The organism is Flammeovirga sp. MY04 (assembly GCF_001682195.2).
Taxonomy (GTDB): domain Bacteria; phylum Bacteroidota; class Bacteroidia; order Cytophagales; family Flammeovirgaceae; genus Flammeovirga; species Flammeovirga yaeyamensis.
In genome coordinates, this window is record NZ_CP003561.2 from 1,863,597 (window position 1) to 1,880,008 (window position 16,412).

The following is a 16,412-nucleotide window of genomic DNA, read 5'->3' on the forward strand; positions in this document are numbered from 1 at the left end:
CCCGAAGGCTGCTTTCTTTATCAAATATGTAAGAGATAAATTGATTAATAATTTAGCTCAATACCTTTCACTTTCAACTTAGAACCCACTCCACCATTAAAGTTTGCTCCATCAGCCGAAGAAGCAAATACAATAATAATGTGTGTAGGGTTAGCCGTTGGATCTTCATAGAAGCCTTGTTCTGGCATTTCAGCATTAGATGCACTTGGCATCATGAATGTTTCTAAAGATGAGTGATTACCATACAACATTGGGATATCCAACGTTTTAAAATCACTCATATTTTCGTCAGAACGGAACCAACCTGTCGCTAAACGATAACGCTTTTCGTCATCACCGCTACCTTCTCTTACCTGAAGGATCACATAGACATCACATTTATCTATGATATTATCTCCGTATGTTTTCGGTTGGTATTGAATATCTGTTGTAAAAGATACAGGACGATCAGTAAACGGAATACCAAAATCTGTTCTAACATCTGCCAAGCCACTACCTTGAATATCGCCTACAAAAAGTGAACCTGCAGCAATTACACCTACAGCAGTTTTTGTTTCTAGAACAGCATATTCAGGTGCATCCATTGATGGATAAGGCAATACAGTTTGTGGATATGTTTTAATTATCAAGTCTGCAGCACCTTTATCACCTGATCTCCAAATTTCTTCATTTAGAGATTGACCAGGAAGATAGAAGGAGTTATCATCTGTTCCTTCTTTGAACCAAGTTTGGAAATCAGAATATGGTACTTGATCACCCTCAATCACTTCTCCATCATGAAGTACATTGACTGTCCAAACCTCTTCATTATTGAAAGTGAAAGTCACAGGACCTGAAAAGTCATGTGTTACAGATGGATCTGGGCTGACAGATGCAGTGGTTGGAGTGTATTCAAAAGATGTAATAATTAGATCACTTAAATCAGTTCCTGTTGGCATAGTTACTCTAATGGTTTTACTTCCATCGTTAACTACTGATTCAATCTGACCTTCAATTTCGAACTGTGTTACATTCACTTCTTCTGCTGCAGTTTCTACGAACACTTCCCAGAAATATTCTTGGTAAGTATCGATTTTAAAAACTACTTTTTGAGAAAAGTCTGTTACCTCCAATGGATTAGGACTTACTGTGGCTCCTTCCGTAATGGCCACACTATCTACCGTAATATTAGTGAGATCCATGTCGTCAGGAACACGTATAACTACCTTTTGCTCCTCTGGTGAAATTAGTGTTGCTCCAATTTGACCTTCGACAGTAAAGTGAAGAAACTCTCCAAAAATAGTTGGATATGGAATATCGTTTTCGATACAAGATGTGACCAAAAAAACAACGGTCAGTACGGTTAATCTATATAATTTTTTCATTGATTTATAGGTAGAATGCTAAGCCAATATTTAATGAGAAGATGTCGATATTAAAGTTTGCTTTGTTTATTCTTCTATCGCCCTCTTCTACTTGATTTTCCACTTGTTTAATCCATTTGTTCGAGAAGCCCAAAACACCAATCGACACCTCTAATGCAACCATATCATTAATGAAAGCTACCATACCGGGTGCTACACCAATATTTAACTCGTTAATGGTTGAGTAAACGCCATGTGTTTCTGCAGGGGTACTTCCAATCGTCATTTCTTTCGACTGACCATATCCATAGGATAATCTCACCTCGTTAAATAAACCAAATCGTGTACTGTTCCCTAAAGGGATATAGTTTCTGATAAAAAATGTAGAATAAAAGTTGTGTGAAATTTGGTGAGCACCATTAATATTAAACGACAAATCATCGTCGATAACAATATTCATTTGATCAATATCAAGGTTGCTTCTTTTATAGGTAAAACGACCACCTATGGCAAAGTTATCCTTAAGGAAATAAGCAAAGAATGGGCTTACCTGAAAGTTATAACCACTACCATCCCAATCTTCCATAATTAGAAATTTGTAGTTGTTATTGTCGTGCTCTGAATAATTAAACGTGGATCCTACTAACCACTGACCTTTGGGGATGAAGGTACGGTTTACGATTCCACGATCGAACATTTCGCTCCTTTTTACTTTATCCTCTTGGGCGTATCCATTCTGATAAAAGCAAATGAGTAAAAGTACGCTCAGTACTCTTAAGAATTTAAAATTCATTGTAAGTTAAAATTTGATTTAATTGTTTGTTGTTCACCCATCATCATCAGTAGGTGGGCTGTCTAAAATTCCTCGTATCAATAACCCAGGAATCAAAATACAGCCTCTCCACTAACTCTGATAAATTATTTTTCGTATCCTATATTTAGATTTTTAATGTCGAATATAGTTCCTTTGGCTGCAGATTTTTTATCTGCCCCGTGTGCCGAAGAAGAAAATACAATCAGTAAATGTGTTGGTTTAGCATTTACATCAGGATAGAATCCTTCTTCTGGATTCTCTACAAAATTGCTTTTTGGTAACATGTAATTTTCTAAAGAACTATCATATCCGTAAACCACCTCTAAATCTGCAGTAGTCCATTCTGTTTTCTGTTCATCCGATCGTAACCAAGCAGTGGCTAAGCGATAACGTTTATCACCCTCTCTTACTTGAAGAATTAAATAGGCTTCCAACTCGTCCATTTTACCATCATACATCAAAGGGTTGTATTGATAGTCGAAACTAAACTTGGTTGGTCTTGAGGTAAATGGAATACCAAAATTGATTTTCACGGTACTTAATCCGCTTCCTTGAATATCCCCTAAGAATAAAGAACCTGCAGCTTTGAAGCCCATAGCTTCGTTAGTTTCTAAACGAACAAACTCAGGATTTTCCATGGATGGTTTTGGCAATACCGTTTTCATATACTGTGAAAAAGTAAGGTCTGCTGCACCCTTATCTCCCGATCTCCATGGAGAATCACTTAAACTATTTCCTGGTAATTGATAATAGCTATTTCCCGATCCTACTTGGAACCACGTTTGGAAATCGATATATGGCACAGGGACTATTTCTTCAGTTGTAAACTGTTTCACTTCTCCAACCACTTCTTCAGAACTGTATGCTCTAAATTCATAATCTGTATTGTGATCCAAACCTAAAATTTGAGCGGAGTACAAGTGATCGTTTTCTACATCAATTGCATTGATTATTTCCCAATCTATAGCTCCCACTTTTCTATATTGGAAAACAATTTCAGAGGTTTCTAGGTCATTATATTCTCCATATAAATAGGCAAATTTAGACCATGCATCCACAGATAATGTTCTCACATTTTTACCTAAAGGAATGACTCTCAAAGGCGTTTTTACAATATAATTGATGCCTTCTTGGTTACTTGCCTTCCATTCAATTTCATGAATAAGTGGCTGAGTACTATTGGTAGGTAACTTCTTTGTCAACTCAGATAAACTGATGTTCACTTCATTACCTACAGTCGAGACAACTACACCTAATGCATTTAAAATTTGTAATTGTTCCTGAGTCGGATGAAGTATATCAAATTGTTTCGGTAAACCTTGATCTGTAAAGTAAGTACTTTCTGATGTCCACATCACAGAAGATAAATCAACAGAAGCATCTACCTTTAAGATCAACTCCATTCCATCAGAGTATCTAATGTTAGGTGGATTATCAAAATCGAATTGCTCACTCGTAATTACAGGAATATGATTCGGGTTGATAGGCATTTCAAAATCCCACTTTTTATCATTGGTCGATTCATCCACTTTAATATTGATGTTGGCCGACCCACCGATACCTTCCAAATCAAACACTACATGATAATGTTCCCTTGGCTTAATATCCTCAATGAGCATACTTCTAGAGAATTCATTCCCTTGAAGGTTGGTGACATTGATTGTGAAATGAAGCGTCGAATCTGGAGTTATTTTAAAGTAACCTGCTTTCTCTTCTTCTTTTTCAAAAAGTAAGTTTCCTTCCTCAGTATGTACCTCCACTGAAAAATCTTTGAACCCTTTCTTAATAAAATCGGTATAACCCACCGTAACTTTTACGTTAGTCTGAGTACATACCACACTCACTGTGTTTTTTTGATTTCCTTTGATAGTAAACTCAGTTTCTCCTCTATAAATAGCATGATCAAAGGCTGCCGGGACATCTTCTCCGGAAGCTACTTTAATCAAGTAAGTCCCTTCTCTTAGAGGCAAATCGGATGGCATTTCATCATATCTTTCGAAGTAATGAATAAGCTCATCTCTTTGATTATAGATACTGATATTAAAATGTTCGACATTCGTTCTTGCAGATGACATTTCCTCTATCACTGCTTGTCTACTAATTTCTAAAGAGAGCGTTCCTTCTGCTAGTTGTTCATCGTCTTTCTTATGGCAACTCCACATCAAAAAGACGATAAAGAGCAGCCATAAAGACTTTAAATTATATCTTTTCATGATTATGGAATGACGTTAACTGTTAGTGTTTTTACTTCTTCTTTTCCATAATTATCAATTAAAGTGACATGGAAATGATGTGTTTCGTCTGTCCCAAGCATGGTTAAAAGAGGCATGAACTCAGTTAAATCGAACTGAATTTCTTTTTGATTTTTGATCGGTGTATCACCAATAAAACCTAAAGCTTTTAGTGCTTGTCCCAATTCCGAATCAGGGTCAGTATTGGCAATATCAAACTCTTCTACTAAGCCCACACTTTCTAATTCTTCCGGAGTAAGAATATCCGATTCAATTCTGATTTTTAAAGCATCAATACCATTACCCGCTTCAATATTTAAAACAACTGCAGGTTCATTTCCTTCAGAAATTTCCAATACCTGATCAATATCAAAACCGTCACCTTCAATACTAATGATTGCATCTGGATCAAGATCTTCGTTAGGTACGTCTAAATCGATTTCTTTATCGTTTGTTGTATCATCAATTTCAATTGAGATACCGCCATCACCCACTTGTGGGGAAAAAGTAATCTGATGATGATCTCTAGCTGCGACATCTTTAATGGTAAAAGTTTTAGAGAACGTTTGATCATCACGAGTGGTGACTGTCATTTCTAATTCCAAAGGATTTACTTGAAAGTAACCTGGACGAATTTCGGCTTTTGTGAAGTCCAACATTCCTAATTTCATACCGTTAGAAACAACCACATGATAATCCTTAAAGTAAGTTTCGAAAGTTGGATCGTAATTCACACTCACCTTCATATTCGATAAAGTACATGTTACTTCTACATCTGAAGTTTCGCCTTCTTTTACCTCGAATGTAGTTGCACCTTCGTAATAGGGTGCATCAAAAGCGGCATTTTCTTGTTTTAAATGCGATAATGCTTTGATAGAATATTGCCCAATTTTCATATCAAGTCGAGCGGGCATCTCTGAGAATTTCTCAAAATACTTTACCAAAACACCATTCTCATTTCTAATTTCCACACAGTAATCGCTAATATCCATTGTTCCCTTTGTCCTTGCATAGGTAACAGGAATTAAGGAATCATCACCTTCAATAGTAAAAGCTACTTCTCCTTTTTTGTAACCAATATCTAAATCTTCTGACGACATCATCCTACATGAAAAAATAGATGATGCTAAAAAAATGCTAATGATATAGGTAATAATATGTTTAGTTTTCATTGTTATCTTATTTGTATTCGAATGATAATTGATCAACCCAAAGTTCACTACCCAAATGTTTACCATCTCTTGGCTCCGTTTCTAGTTCTCCTTCAGGTTTTGTAGTTGATTTAATATTAATCGTTAAGTGTGTCGCCTTAAAAGGCTGAGTATAATCAATTGGGATATTGAATTCCTTAAATTGATTTTGATTATCTCCATTAATAAATTCTTTATGATCCAAGACCGTAACATTACCTCCATCTCTATTTTCCACTGAAACTTCGATAATGAACTGATCTTCTTTATAAGGCTGGTACTTAAAAAATCCTTTTAGTGCAATTGGCCTTGAAGCGAAAGGAATACCATAAGTCCTCGTTTTCGATGATGCATTGAAATCTCCTAAAAACAATTCGGCTGCTGCTCTCTTTTTAACAACACTTGCACCACCTGCATTCGTACTTCCATACCCATAGCCAACAGTAGATAGTTTTGCACTATAATTACCTGAGTGGCGATCTTCATCCCTCACAGTATTTGACAAAGAATTATATGCATACGTCCACCATCCATTATGTTCAGTAGTGATTTCATTAATCGTTGCCCATGGGCTATTTGATTTATCTCCCCAAGGATGATGCAAGTATAAACTATATGAAAACGGTCCTGTACTTAATTTTTCGACCACCCACTCCTCAAAATCTTGATTAGGAATTGCTAAAGCTTCTTCCGTTTTAACTTCAGCAATGCTAGAACTATTTAAGTTTTGCACCGCTTTAAATTCATACTCCACATTATCTTTTAGACCGGCAACATTAAATACCAAATCCTTATCAATTTGACTGATCGGAGTGGTATTCTTTAACCAAACATCACCTGATTTTTCTTTATAAGCGATGCCCACAAAATCTGGATTTCCTTCTTCAACATTTACATGAATATCTGTAGAATAGGACCATGTTTCGTAACTGTTGATAGATGCATGAAGTACCGCTGGATTCACTTTTATATCTACAGGTAAATCTACCTCTGGAAAGAAATAATCCTGAATCAGAAAGTGTATTTGATAATCTTTTGATTGATTCTCGTCAGATAAGAAGTACTTTAAACCTTCTGTTAAAGAAATACTAGCTGATGTTTCCCCAAGGATTTTATCCGAATAAGTGATTCCCTTTCCTACCAAAAACGTTTTCTCACTTTCCGACAAGTCAGCGAAATTAATCATCTTCGGCCATCCTGTTTTTAGCATTTCAGGATCATCAACCACCATGATCAATTGAGTGATACTTCCTGGAACTTCGAAAGTTAGGTCCAAAGGTGTAGTAGTACCTTCCACAAATTCAATCGGTGCTTCAAGATCAGTATCAGAATCCATTGTTGGAAGATCCATTTCTAACCAATCTTGCGGAATGGTAAAGTGAATTTCTTTGTAGTCTGTCGATTCATCTACTTCAATATCAATACCTGTATCACCTTCTTCGGTATTGAAATTAAAAATCAGATGATCTCTAGCGGCTACATCGTCCACTCGATAAGTTAAAAGCACTCTTTCTTTGTCCTCATCGTTGATGGTGTAGACTGTTACAAGCATGCTGCTTACATCAAAATATCCGCTTCTGCTTTCCTCGTTAGAAAAGGTAAGTGCTCCGCTTTCATTTTGAACAACAACATAGGCTTTTGGAAAAATCTCCTTAAAATTGTCAGAAAAAGTTGTTGATACTTTAACATTGGAAAGAGTACACACAACGTTTACTTGTGTATTGCTTAAATCATTTATATTAAATGATTTAAAGCCTTCGTAGGTTGGCATATCGAAAGCTGCCTCTTCCATAACTTCCGAAAAAGCATGGACTTTATACTGTCCTACTGATAAATAAATTTGCTCATCTACTTGATCATACCGATCGAAACTTCGCACAATTTCGTCTTGATCGTCCAAAATGTTGATAGTAAATGATTGGATTGAAAGATCTGGAGTTTGTCTTTGATTACTTTCTTTATCCTGAATAATATTCAGTGATACAGAACCTTGACGGCTATTTAGCCATTCAGTTTTCGCACAGGATAGAAAAATAAAAAGTAACCCTAAGAGACAAAATCTCTTTTGGTTAAGTTTCCTCATAATAATTGTTTTCCTCTAAGAGATTAGAGTTTGTTTAGTCACAACAAAGACGCGTATTCTATTTGATTAGGTTATTTGATTTTGTCTTTATCGTTTAGTTTTTCATTGATAATAATAATGTCAAATCTAGTTTAAATCTTTGGTTTAAACATCATTATCGTTTAATAATTAACTATTTTTTAAAGAATAAAAACATAAAAAAGCACACCCAATATTTGAGTGTGCTTTCGGATAATAAATTGATAAGGTGTAGAGGAGTAAACACCTTCTCTGCATTAACTGTTTCGATTATCTTTTTCCATCTTAGCCTTTTCTTTTAAGGCTTTAACGTATAATTTCCTTTCTTTTTTAAGTTCTTTCCACTCCTTTCCTTTGACACAATACTGATAATCTACATCTTTCATTGTACCTACCGCTTGTGACCAAGGTAAAGGTGTTACCGCTAAGAACCACGGATTAACTAATAATCCAATTGTGCCTGCTCCCACTGCAAAGGTTTGAGAAGTCCTCGACTTTTTATGTCTTTTAGTATTGTAATACTTTAAAACATCTTCGTCTATTTCTTCAATTTTTGCATATTCTTCCATAAAATCTGCTGTCTTGTCGTATGTATCTAAAGATTCATAACGCACATGATCAATATCAGACTTCAAAATTTCATGTTTTTCTTTATTTCTATAGTAAACAATCTTATTTTCGTCTGACTCTTTTTTACCTTTTTTCCATTCCGACTTTGTAATAGAAACAACGTCACCATTTTGAAGGTGAATATTAATATTATCTGCTTCTGTCGGGATAGAAATGGCAGAAATTATAGACTGGGTTATTATAGCAATCGGCATATGAGAATTCTTTTAATTCTGTAATCAAGTTTTGATATTACAAATATCTTCTTAATTATTTTGTTTTATTGGTCATATTTGATTTATTTTAGGTCAAAAACCACATATTTATGGATAAGATATTTAGAACTACCGCTAGTGGACATAAAAGTTCGGAAGAGACATTACGGTTAATTAATGAACAATTTACTTCAGCTTCTTTTGATGGGTATCATTTTCTTTATGAAGAGGGTGATTATTTTATCAATTCGCAGATTTATCCAGATCTAACCGAAGTAGAGGTAGGTGTTACTAAAGCTTTCTTACCTATCGATATGATTCTTGAAGAAGAGGAATCATCTGATAAAACACTTATCCTAAGATTTGGCAAAGAATTATCGTCTTATGATGATGAAAAAGATATTATTAAAATAAAGAATCAAAAAGCCAACGGTGCAATGTTATTCTTTAATAATAAACTTCAAAGATCCTTCATTCCAAAAGACCAATTGATACATTTTATTAATATCAGAGTAAAAATTGAGGATATTAATAAGATTACGAGAAATCGATTTCCAAAATTCGTGGAAGCGATGGTCAATAATAAACCTTTATTTTTTTATGAGCTTCTCACTTTAGAAATGGAAGAACTAATTGAAAAAATATTCGATTTACAAGAAACCGATATGGGGCGTATAGGTTTAACGTTAGGATATTCAATTCAATTGTTTACTCTGTTTTTTATGCAATTGGAAACAAGAATGGATAATGATGGGTTTGCCAACTTTAAAGTAGATTCTAAACTGATGTTCCAAATTAAAGATTATCTACTCGATAATTTGGATCAACAAATTAGTACCGAAATGATTTGCGAAAAGTACGGTATCAGCCCCCAAAAATTAAGAAACCACTTTAAGGCTGCTTTTGGCTATCCTCCACATCAATTTGTGCTTCAAAGTAGATTGTTACAGGCAAAAAAAATGCTGCAAGATCCTAATAACTCACTCACAGACATTGCCTACTCTCTGGGCTTCGCGAACCCTAACCATTTTTCGAAAGCGTTTAAAAAAAACTTTGGGGTGGCGCCTAAGAAATATAGAAAATGAAAAATTAAAAGTTAAAAATGAAAAACGTAATAAGTTTTTTTTAGTGAATAGTGAAAAGCGATGAGTGAAGAGCGATCCTCCTTTTACCGTTTTTCACTATTCATTTATTCATTCGATTAATGAACTATTATTTTCTTTGTGGTTTTTACAGCTCCGTTTTGTACTTCTACAAATAAAACACCTTTCCCATAATTCATTGGAATTGATGTTAAATTCGATAATATCGTTTCATTATAATAAGTCCTTCCACTTACATCGAAAATACGTACTTTCATGTGATCGTATGTACTCACCACTTTTAAATTCTTTCCAAATGCTACAGGGTTGGGATAAATAGTCACCTCTTCTTCGGTCGATCCCATTTTTACGGCTACTGGTCCATAAAACATAGATGCTCCATCTAAATCAACTTGTTTCAATCTATGATAAACTACTCTTGATACTTCAGGAATTTTATCGTCTAAGAAGGAATAATCTTTTCTTGTATTAGAATTTCCAGCTGCCTTCACTCGATCAATAGTTTCCCAATTGATCATATCAAACGATCTTTGAACTTCAAAAAAGTCTGAATTTTCCTCTGTGGCAGTGGCCCACTTTAATTGAATATTATTTCCTTGTTTTGAAGATTTAAAAAAGATCATTGTTACTGGTAAATCAGCTTTATGGTAGCACCATTCTGATTTATGAGTAATCGTTTCATAATCTGTTTTAAGTGTAATATTCTTATCTGTAAAGCATATAAGACCATTCGCATTCATTTGAAAAAGATTGCCTTTTATAGTGATTTCTTCATTATCAAAAGTAAAAGATCCATCATTTTTAATCTGAATCTTCGAATTGATGATGTTTTTTCCTCTAAACGTGATATTAGCTCCTCTTATCTTTATATCTGCATCTATTAAATCGTAATCAATAACCTCATCAAATATAAATTCTTTCTTAAGGTTTGAACTTTCAATAGCTTCGAACCCCAAATTATTTTCTTCATTTGAAGAGGTACACCCAGCCAAGCTAACAAACACAAACAGGGATAATAGTATTAAATTTTTCATCTTTTTCTTTTGAATAATGATTGTCATAGTAGACTTTCATTACCAAAAGGGGGAAAGCATGAATAAACCCCTAAATCAATATGTAAACAATGTTATTTGATTACTTCTTACCTCTTACTTCTTACCTCACCCCACATTTCCCGTTTTTCATTTTTAACTTTTAATTTTTCATTTTCTTCCCCCCTATTGCACCACAATTTTCTCAGTCACCGATCTCGATCCAGAGGTCACTTCCACAATCAAAAGGCCTGTACCAAAGTACATAGGTATACTAGCTAAGTTAGTTTTGTAACTTTTTGAGAAAAACTCACGACCTACACTATCATATATTTTTACCTCCATGTCATCATAAGTAGAAACTATATTCAGGTTTTCACCATAGTTAATGGGGTTAGGATAAATAATCACATCACTTTCTGCATCATCACCTAATTTTACTCCAACGGTTCCATAATATTGAAAAATACCATCTAAATCCACTTGTTTCAGACGGTAGTATACTACTAAACTTGCATCAGGTAGATTGTTATCGATGTAATCATATTCAATTTTCACATTAGAGTTCCCTGCTGCATCGATTTTAGCAATCTGCGTCCAATTGAGTTTATCAATGGATCTTTCGACATCAAAATAATCTGTGTTGATTTCTGTTGCTGTTGCCCATTCTAAAGATACGCTGTCTGTAAGTAATGCTGCTGTAAAGTAAATCAACTCAATTGGTAAATCAGCATCACTATAACATCCAGCTTCTTCTATATAATATTGATTGTTTTCATATTTAATGGTTGTGCCATCTTGTTCTGTACAAACTGCATCATCTCCAGGAGCAACTACTTGAGTATTATTTAAAAACAAGACATCGTTAGCACAACTTAAATGAGAACCCGGTTCAATTTCAATAACACAATTATTAAAGTGACCGCTATTTACAGTAAGTGTACTGCTATCTTGAATAAGGATATGTTCACCTGTTACGTTCGTATTCATTTCAGTATCCTCCGAAATGATAATCATATCAAAAGTGATTTCTCGTGGAAAAAACCCATCAATGTTTTCATCTGAAGTACAAGCAGATAAAATAAGAAACACAAGAATAAATATTTTTGGATGAGTGGGTAATGATAATTTCAAGGTATAAATATTTTTGATGTTAAATGAATAAGCAATCTAACCATTAAGATAGAAAAATTACAAGAACTTCCCTGTATTAACACTTTGAGTATATTACATATATACTATTTATTATCAATTACTTACAAAGTACCAATATATGAATTGGTACGACCCGAAACTTATTAAACCTAAGAAAATAGATAATGGTACGATTAACACTTAACCTTGTCGTAACATTGTAACACCAGCTCAGATGAACTACTTATTTACATCATCTGATAAACTAAATGAGTCTATTATTACTTACTTTTTTTTAATTGAAATGAAAAAACATCTACTACGCTCTTTGTCCATTATTGGAGCTATACTATTTTTTACATCCTTCAGTTCGTTCGCACAACAAGGCAACAGAAGTGATGTCCTTTTACAGGGTTTCCATTGGGAAGCTGCTGATGCTACTAAGAAAGATTGGTGGCAAAATCTAAACAGTAAAGTAGAAGAAATCTCAGATGCAGGGTTTGATGCCGTATGGCTTCCACCTCCCTCTGATGCTGCCGACCGCGCGGGTTATCTACCTAGGAAATGGTATGATTTAAACTCTAACTACGGAACAGAAGCTGAGCTAAGAACTTTGGTGCAAAATCTAGGTAATAACAACGTTCAAGCTATCGCTGATATCGTAATTAACCACAGAGTGGGTACAACAGGTTGGGCCGATTTTACGGAACCTTCTCTTGGTGGGTGTTCTTCTATTTGTTCTGATGATGAAGTCAATTGGGCATCAAATAGTACCGAACAAGGTGCTGCCTGTGGCGATAATGATTCGGGTACACAATACGAAGCTGCTCGAGATCTAAACCACAACTCATTCACTGTTCGAGACGAAATCAAAAAGTGGATGACATGGTTAAAAAATGACGTGGGATTTGATGGTTGGAGATATGACTTTGTTCATGGTTTCAATGCTTATTATTTTGCTGAATACAACAATCACACAAGTCCTTACATTTCAATTGGTGAGCAATGGAAACCTTATGATGAAATTGTAGGATGGTTAAATGGAGCTCAAAATACTTCATCAGCATTTGATTTTCCTTTGAAGTATACTTTACATGATGCTGTGAGAGGTAACTACAATTATTTGAACGGTTTACCAAGTTTATTAGGCACTCATGGTTCACAAGCGGTTTCTTTCTTAGAAAATCACGATACTGAGCCAGTAAGATCAGAATATGGCGACAATTCATTCCCTAACAATCCTTCGGATAACTCTCAGCTTTTACAGGGATATGCTTATATCCTAACTCACCCAGGAGTTCCTGTAGTATTCTATTCTCATTACTTTAATTACGGGATTCAGGATGCACTAAAAGAAATGATTGCTATCCGTAAGGCAAATGGAATTACAAATACAAGTTATGTACAAGTAGAAGGTACAAACGATAATAATTATTACGCTGCGATTATAGATGGTAAAGTAGCCATGAAGATCGGTGGAGGCAACTGGTCTCCTGGAAATGGATGGAACTTAAAGGCTTCTGGTCCTGGATATGCTATTTGGGATCAAGGAACTGTGGTTACTTTACCTACTCTAACATTAAATACTCCTAGCGGTAACTTCCCTGGTGGATGTGCAAATATCAACTTATCAACAAGCAGTGGCGATATCTATTATACTACAAATGGTGATATCCCAACGGATCAATCTACAAGATATAATGGTGAGTTTGAAGTGTGTGGACAGGCTGGAGAAACAGTTGTGGTAAAAGCAGTAGCGATCGATCAAAATGGATCTTCTGATGTGGTAGAAGGTACATATACGTTCAATGAGGCTGCAAGCATGACTGTTTACTTTAAGCCTCCAAATGGCGGTACTCCTAGTATTTACTTCTGGGCAGTAACTGATGGAGACGATACAACTACCTGGCCAGGCGAAAATATGCAAGTATCTTCTGCATATGATGGATTCTATGAATACACCATAAACGGTTCTTGTACTAACCTAATTCTTTTAGAAAATGGTAGTAAAATAACCGGAGATGAAGAAAATATATGTGGTAATGTATGGTATGATAACGGTTGGATTGATGAACCACTTCCACCTACACCAGATACAGTTGCACCTGTAGTTTCAATTTCTCCAAACGGAGGCGATTATCTTGACGAGGTTCAAGTCACTATTAGTGCTACTGATGATAGAGATGCTTCCCCAGTAATTTATTATTCTATCAATGGCGGAACAAATCAAACGGCAATTTCAACAACAACTTTTACTTTAGATGCAGATGCAACTGTAGATTATTATGCAATGGATGCTTCAGATAATTCTTCTGATGTTCAAACTGCTACTTTCTCAGTAACTCCATCTCCTACTCCTGAAGGAGGATTTAAAGTATACGTCCAAGGTTATAATATGATTCACCACTGGGGTGCATCTCCTGTAGGTAGTGTAGCAAGTACAAATTGGCCTGGAGCAACCATGACTCAGGAAAACGGTTGGTTTGTATATGAATTCCCAATCGAAGTGGTTTCTACCAACTTATTATTCCACGATGGAAATGGTAATCAAACCGATGATTACACTAGAGATAAAGATGGATGGTACAAAGATGGTCAGTGGTACGATCAAGAACCTGTGGCTCCAGAACCAGGAAACGGTTTAAGGATCCATTATAAATCATCTTGGGGTAATAGCACAAGAATCCATTATTGGGGTGCTTCTAATGGTGCAAGCTCTAATTGGCCAGGCGAATTAATGACTTCAGAAGGCAATGGATGGTATGCATACACTATCGAAGGAGCAACTTCATCTAACTTATTATTCCACAATGGCAGTGGAGCCCAAACTTCTGATTTAAACAGATCGGGCGAAGGATGGTATAAAGATGGCGTTTGGTATAACTCTAATCCTGAATCATCATCAAGTAGATTGGTAGGAGGAAGTTTAGACCTCGAAGATCAATTATTGACATTATTCCCAACTCAAGTAACAAATGAGTTCACTATAGATTTCAACTTAAATCAGCCTTCAAAAGTGTTTATGCAAGCATTTGATTTAAACGGACAGCAAGTGCTTCAACCTATCAACAAAGAATTATTAAACGGACATCATCAGTTGAAGGTAGATGCTTTGGGCTTATCAAGTGGAATGTATATCGTTAAAATTCAATTAGGTGATGCACTGCACATCAAACGAATCATAGTACAATAATAGTTCAGTAAAAAATGGGTTATCAACAACAGCAAGTATTATTGATAACTCTCGTAAAGTGAAAATGATAAATTAACTACTAATTCTTAGAACAAGTTTTATCTAGAGATACAAAAACACCCTACAAATTGTGGGGTGTTTTTTTCGTAAATAGGTCGATAACATCATCAATTATATTTTACTCGATAGGTTTCTAACTCCATGCCTCCCGGGTGTGAAGGAGTGGTTTGGATATCGATATATTCGTCGTCGAATTCTACAATGATCCAGAAGTTAGTAACCGGTATATCCATAGTTACTTTTTTGGCGATTGGATAATGTTGGAAGACTTTTAACCAATCCACCTTTTTGATGTTGGTTTGACTGGCAAAATCTGCAATTAGATCATAACGTTGGATACAATCGGCGTTATGTGACAAAAACTCTTTAGGGAAATTATCAAAATCTACTTTCTTGATATTAAAGTGATTCCTCACCGATGGTTTCATATCGGTATTGGCTCTGATATCATTAGCAATAGCAAACCAATGGTCTCCACAAACCACCTCAGTTTTCTGATGGGCACTTATTTCATAAGCAGTCACACCATCTTTATCTGTTAAAACATAACCGATTCCCACGGCAATTGGTAACTCCTTAAGACGCTTTACAGCTGCTTTTTTACTTTCACTTTCCAATAGTTCTCGAGCAAAAAATAAAGAAGGTAATCCGGTATTAATGTCTCCTGCCAAATCAAATTTTGAGTGGGCATTTAAAGAGAATCCTTTCTCCAAGTTGATCCCTTGAATCCCGATCGTTCCCACATAGCCAGAGATGAAAAGTACTTTACCATCAATATTATATTTCATCAAAGCTTGTGCTCCTTCAAATGTTTTTGCCCAATCGCATGTATAGCTAACCGATGACATTCCTTTGTCCCAAACAGCACCTGCAGAACAATGTCCATTTAAACGATTCCCTTTTACCAAAGATGGGTTGGTTCCACTCATTTCCTCTAATACCAAGAATAATTCATCAAAGGAAATATTATAACAAAGTATATCTTCTATATCCTGTTCGCTTCCGTCAGCAATTCCTTTTACTTCTTGATATAAACCGGGCGTATGTTTCTTAATCATAGAAACAAAGGAAGTATTTTCTAAGCAATACTTTTTGTAGGCTTCATAATTGGCTTCCAAGCCTACTGAAACCATCATCGGTTCCACTAATTCAAAGCGAAAACGATTGAGCATATAATGGATTTCTTTTTTGAACTTTTTCCCATGAGCCAAACCAACATCCCGGTAATTTCCTTCTGCTTCTACAGTATAAAAGTTACTATTATCCTCTAATTCAATTTGATGATAAACAGGTGGAATACCTGCTTTTGAGGTGAATGAATTAAGAAAAAGTACACTTAAAATGGGTAAAATAATCGAGTAGTGAATTAAGTATTTCATTTGTTTGAT

At 35.2% G+C, this 16,412-nt stretch carries 11 protein-coding genes; 2 read left to right on the forward strand and 9 right to left on the reverse strand.

The genetic code is table 11. The annotated features are described in order from the left end of the window. Positions 1-44 precede the first annotated feature (44 nt). The 6 genes from MY04_RS26605 to MY04_RS26630 form a co-directional block, all read right to left on the reverse strand. Positions 45-1,364: a PCMD domain-containing protein gene (locus MY04_RS26605; protein WP_066216090.1), complete on the reverse strand. Its 1,320-nt coding sequence runs from the start codon at positions 1,362-1,364 to the stop codon at positions 45-47. 4 nt (positions 1,365-1,368) lie between these two features. Beyond that, positions 1,369-2,136, reverse strand: coding sequence for a hypothetical protein (locus MY04_RS26610; RefSeq protein ID WP_066216092.1), 768 nt, complete (start codon positions 2,134-2,136; stop codon positions 1,369-1,371). Between the two features lie 125 nt (positions 2,137-2,261). Then, positions 2,262-4,370, reverse strand: a complete 2,109-nt coding sequence (locus tag MY04_RS26615) for a DUF4493 domain-containing protein (RefSeq protein WP_084006159.1) — start codon at positions 4,368-4,370, stop codon at positions 2,262-2,264. 2 nt (positions 4,371-4,372) lie between these two features. Next, positions 4,373-5,560 carry a DUF4493 domain-containing protein gene (locus tag MY04_RS26620; protein ID WP_158297937.1) on the reverse strand — a complete coding sequence of 396 codons (1,188 nt, stop codon included), beginning with the start codon at positions 5,558-5,560 and terminating at the stop codon, positions 4,373-4,375. A 7-nt stretch (positions 5,561-5,567) separates the two neighbouring features. Then, positions 5,568-7,661 (reverse strand): DUF4493 domain-containing protein, encoded by a 2,094-nt coding sequence (locus tag MY04_RS26625; protein ID WP_066216098.1) that lies wholly within the window; start codon positions 7,659-7,661, stop codon positions 5,568-5,570. A 275-nt stretch (positions 7,662-7,936) separates the two neighbouring features. Then, positions 7,937-8,503: a hypothetical protein gene (locus MY04_RS26630; RefSeq protein WP_066216099.1), complete on the reverse strand. Its 567-nt coding sequence runs from the start codon at positions 8,501-8,503 to the stop codon at positions 7,937-7,939. Positions 8,504-8,613: 110 nt separating this feature from the next. On the opposite strand from MY04_RS26630, the gene MY04_RS26635 reads away from it, so the two are divergent. Further along, positions 8,614-9,588: a helix-turn-helix transcriptional regulator gene (locus MY04_RS26635; protein ID WP_066216100.1), complete on the forward strand. Its 975-nt coding sequence runs from the start codon at positions 8,614-8,616 to the stop codon at positions 9,586-9,588. A gap of 116 nt (positions 9,589-9,704) precedes the next feature. Here MY04_RS26635 and MY04_RS26640 read toward each other — a convergent pair whose 3' ends face one another. Next, on the reverse strand, positions 9,705-10,640 hold the full coding sequence (locus MY04_RS26640) for a T9SS type A sorting domain-containing protein (RefSeq protein ID WP_158297938.1): 936 nt from the start codon (positions 10,638-10,640) through the stop codon (positions 9,705-9,707). A gap of 183 nt (positions 10,641-10,823) precedes the next feature. Next, on the reverse strand, positions 10,824-11,771 hold the full coding sequence (locus tag MY04_RS26645) for a T9SS type A sorting domain-containing protein (RefSeq protein WP_066216102.1): 948 nt from the start codon (positions 11,769-11,771) through the stop codon (positions 10,824-10,826). 304 nt (positions 11,772-12,075) lie between these two features. Between MY04_RS26645 and MY04_RS26650 the strand changes: the two genes are divergently transcribed. Further along, complete coding sequence (locus MY04_RS26650) at positions 12,076-14,964, forward strand: starch-binding protein (protein WP_158297939.1); 2,889 nt, start codon at positions 12,076-12,078, stop codon at positions 14,962-14,964. A gap of 167 nt (positions 14,965-15,131) precedes the next feature. On the opposite strand, the gene MY04_RS26655 is transcribed toward MY04_RS26650, so the two are convergent. Next, a complete protein-coding gene (locus MY04_RS26655; RefSeq protein WP_066216106.1) occupies positions 15,132-16,403 on the reverse strand; it encodes a C45 family autoproteolytic acyltransferase/hydolase in 1,272 nt (423 codons plus the stop codon). Positions 16,404-16,412 lie beyond the last annotated feature (9 nt).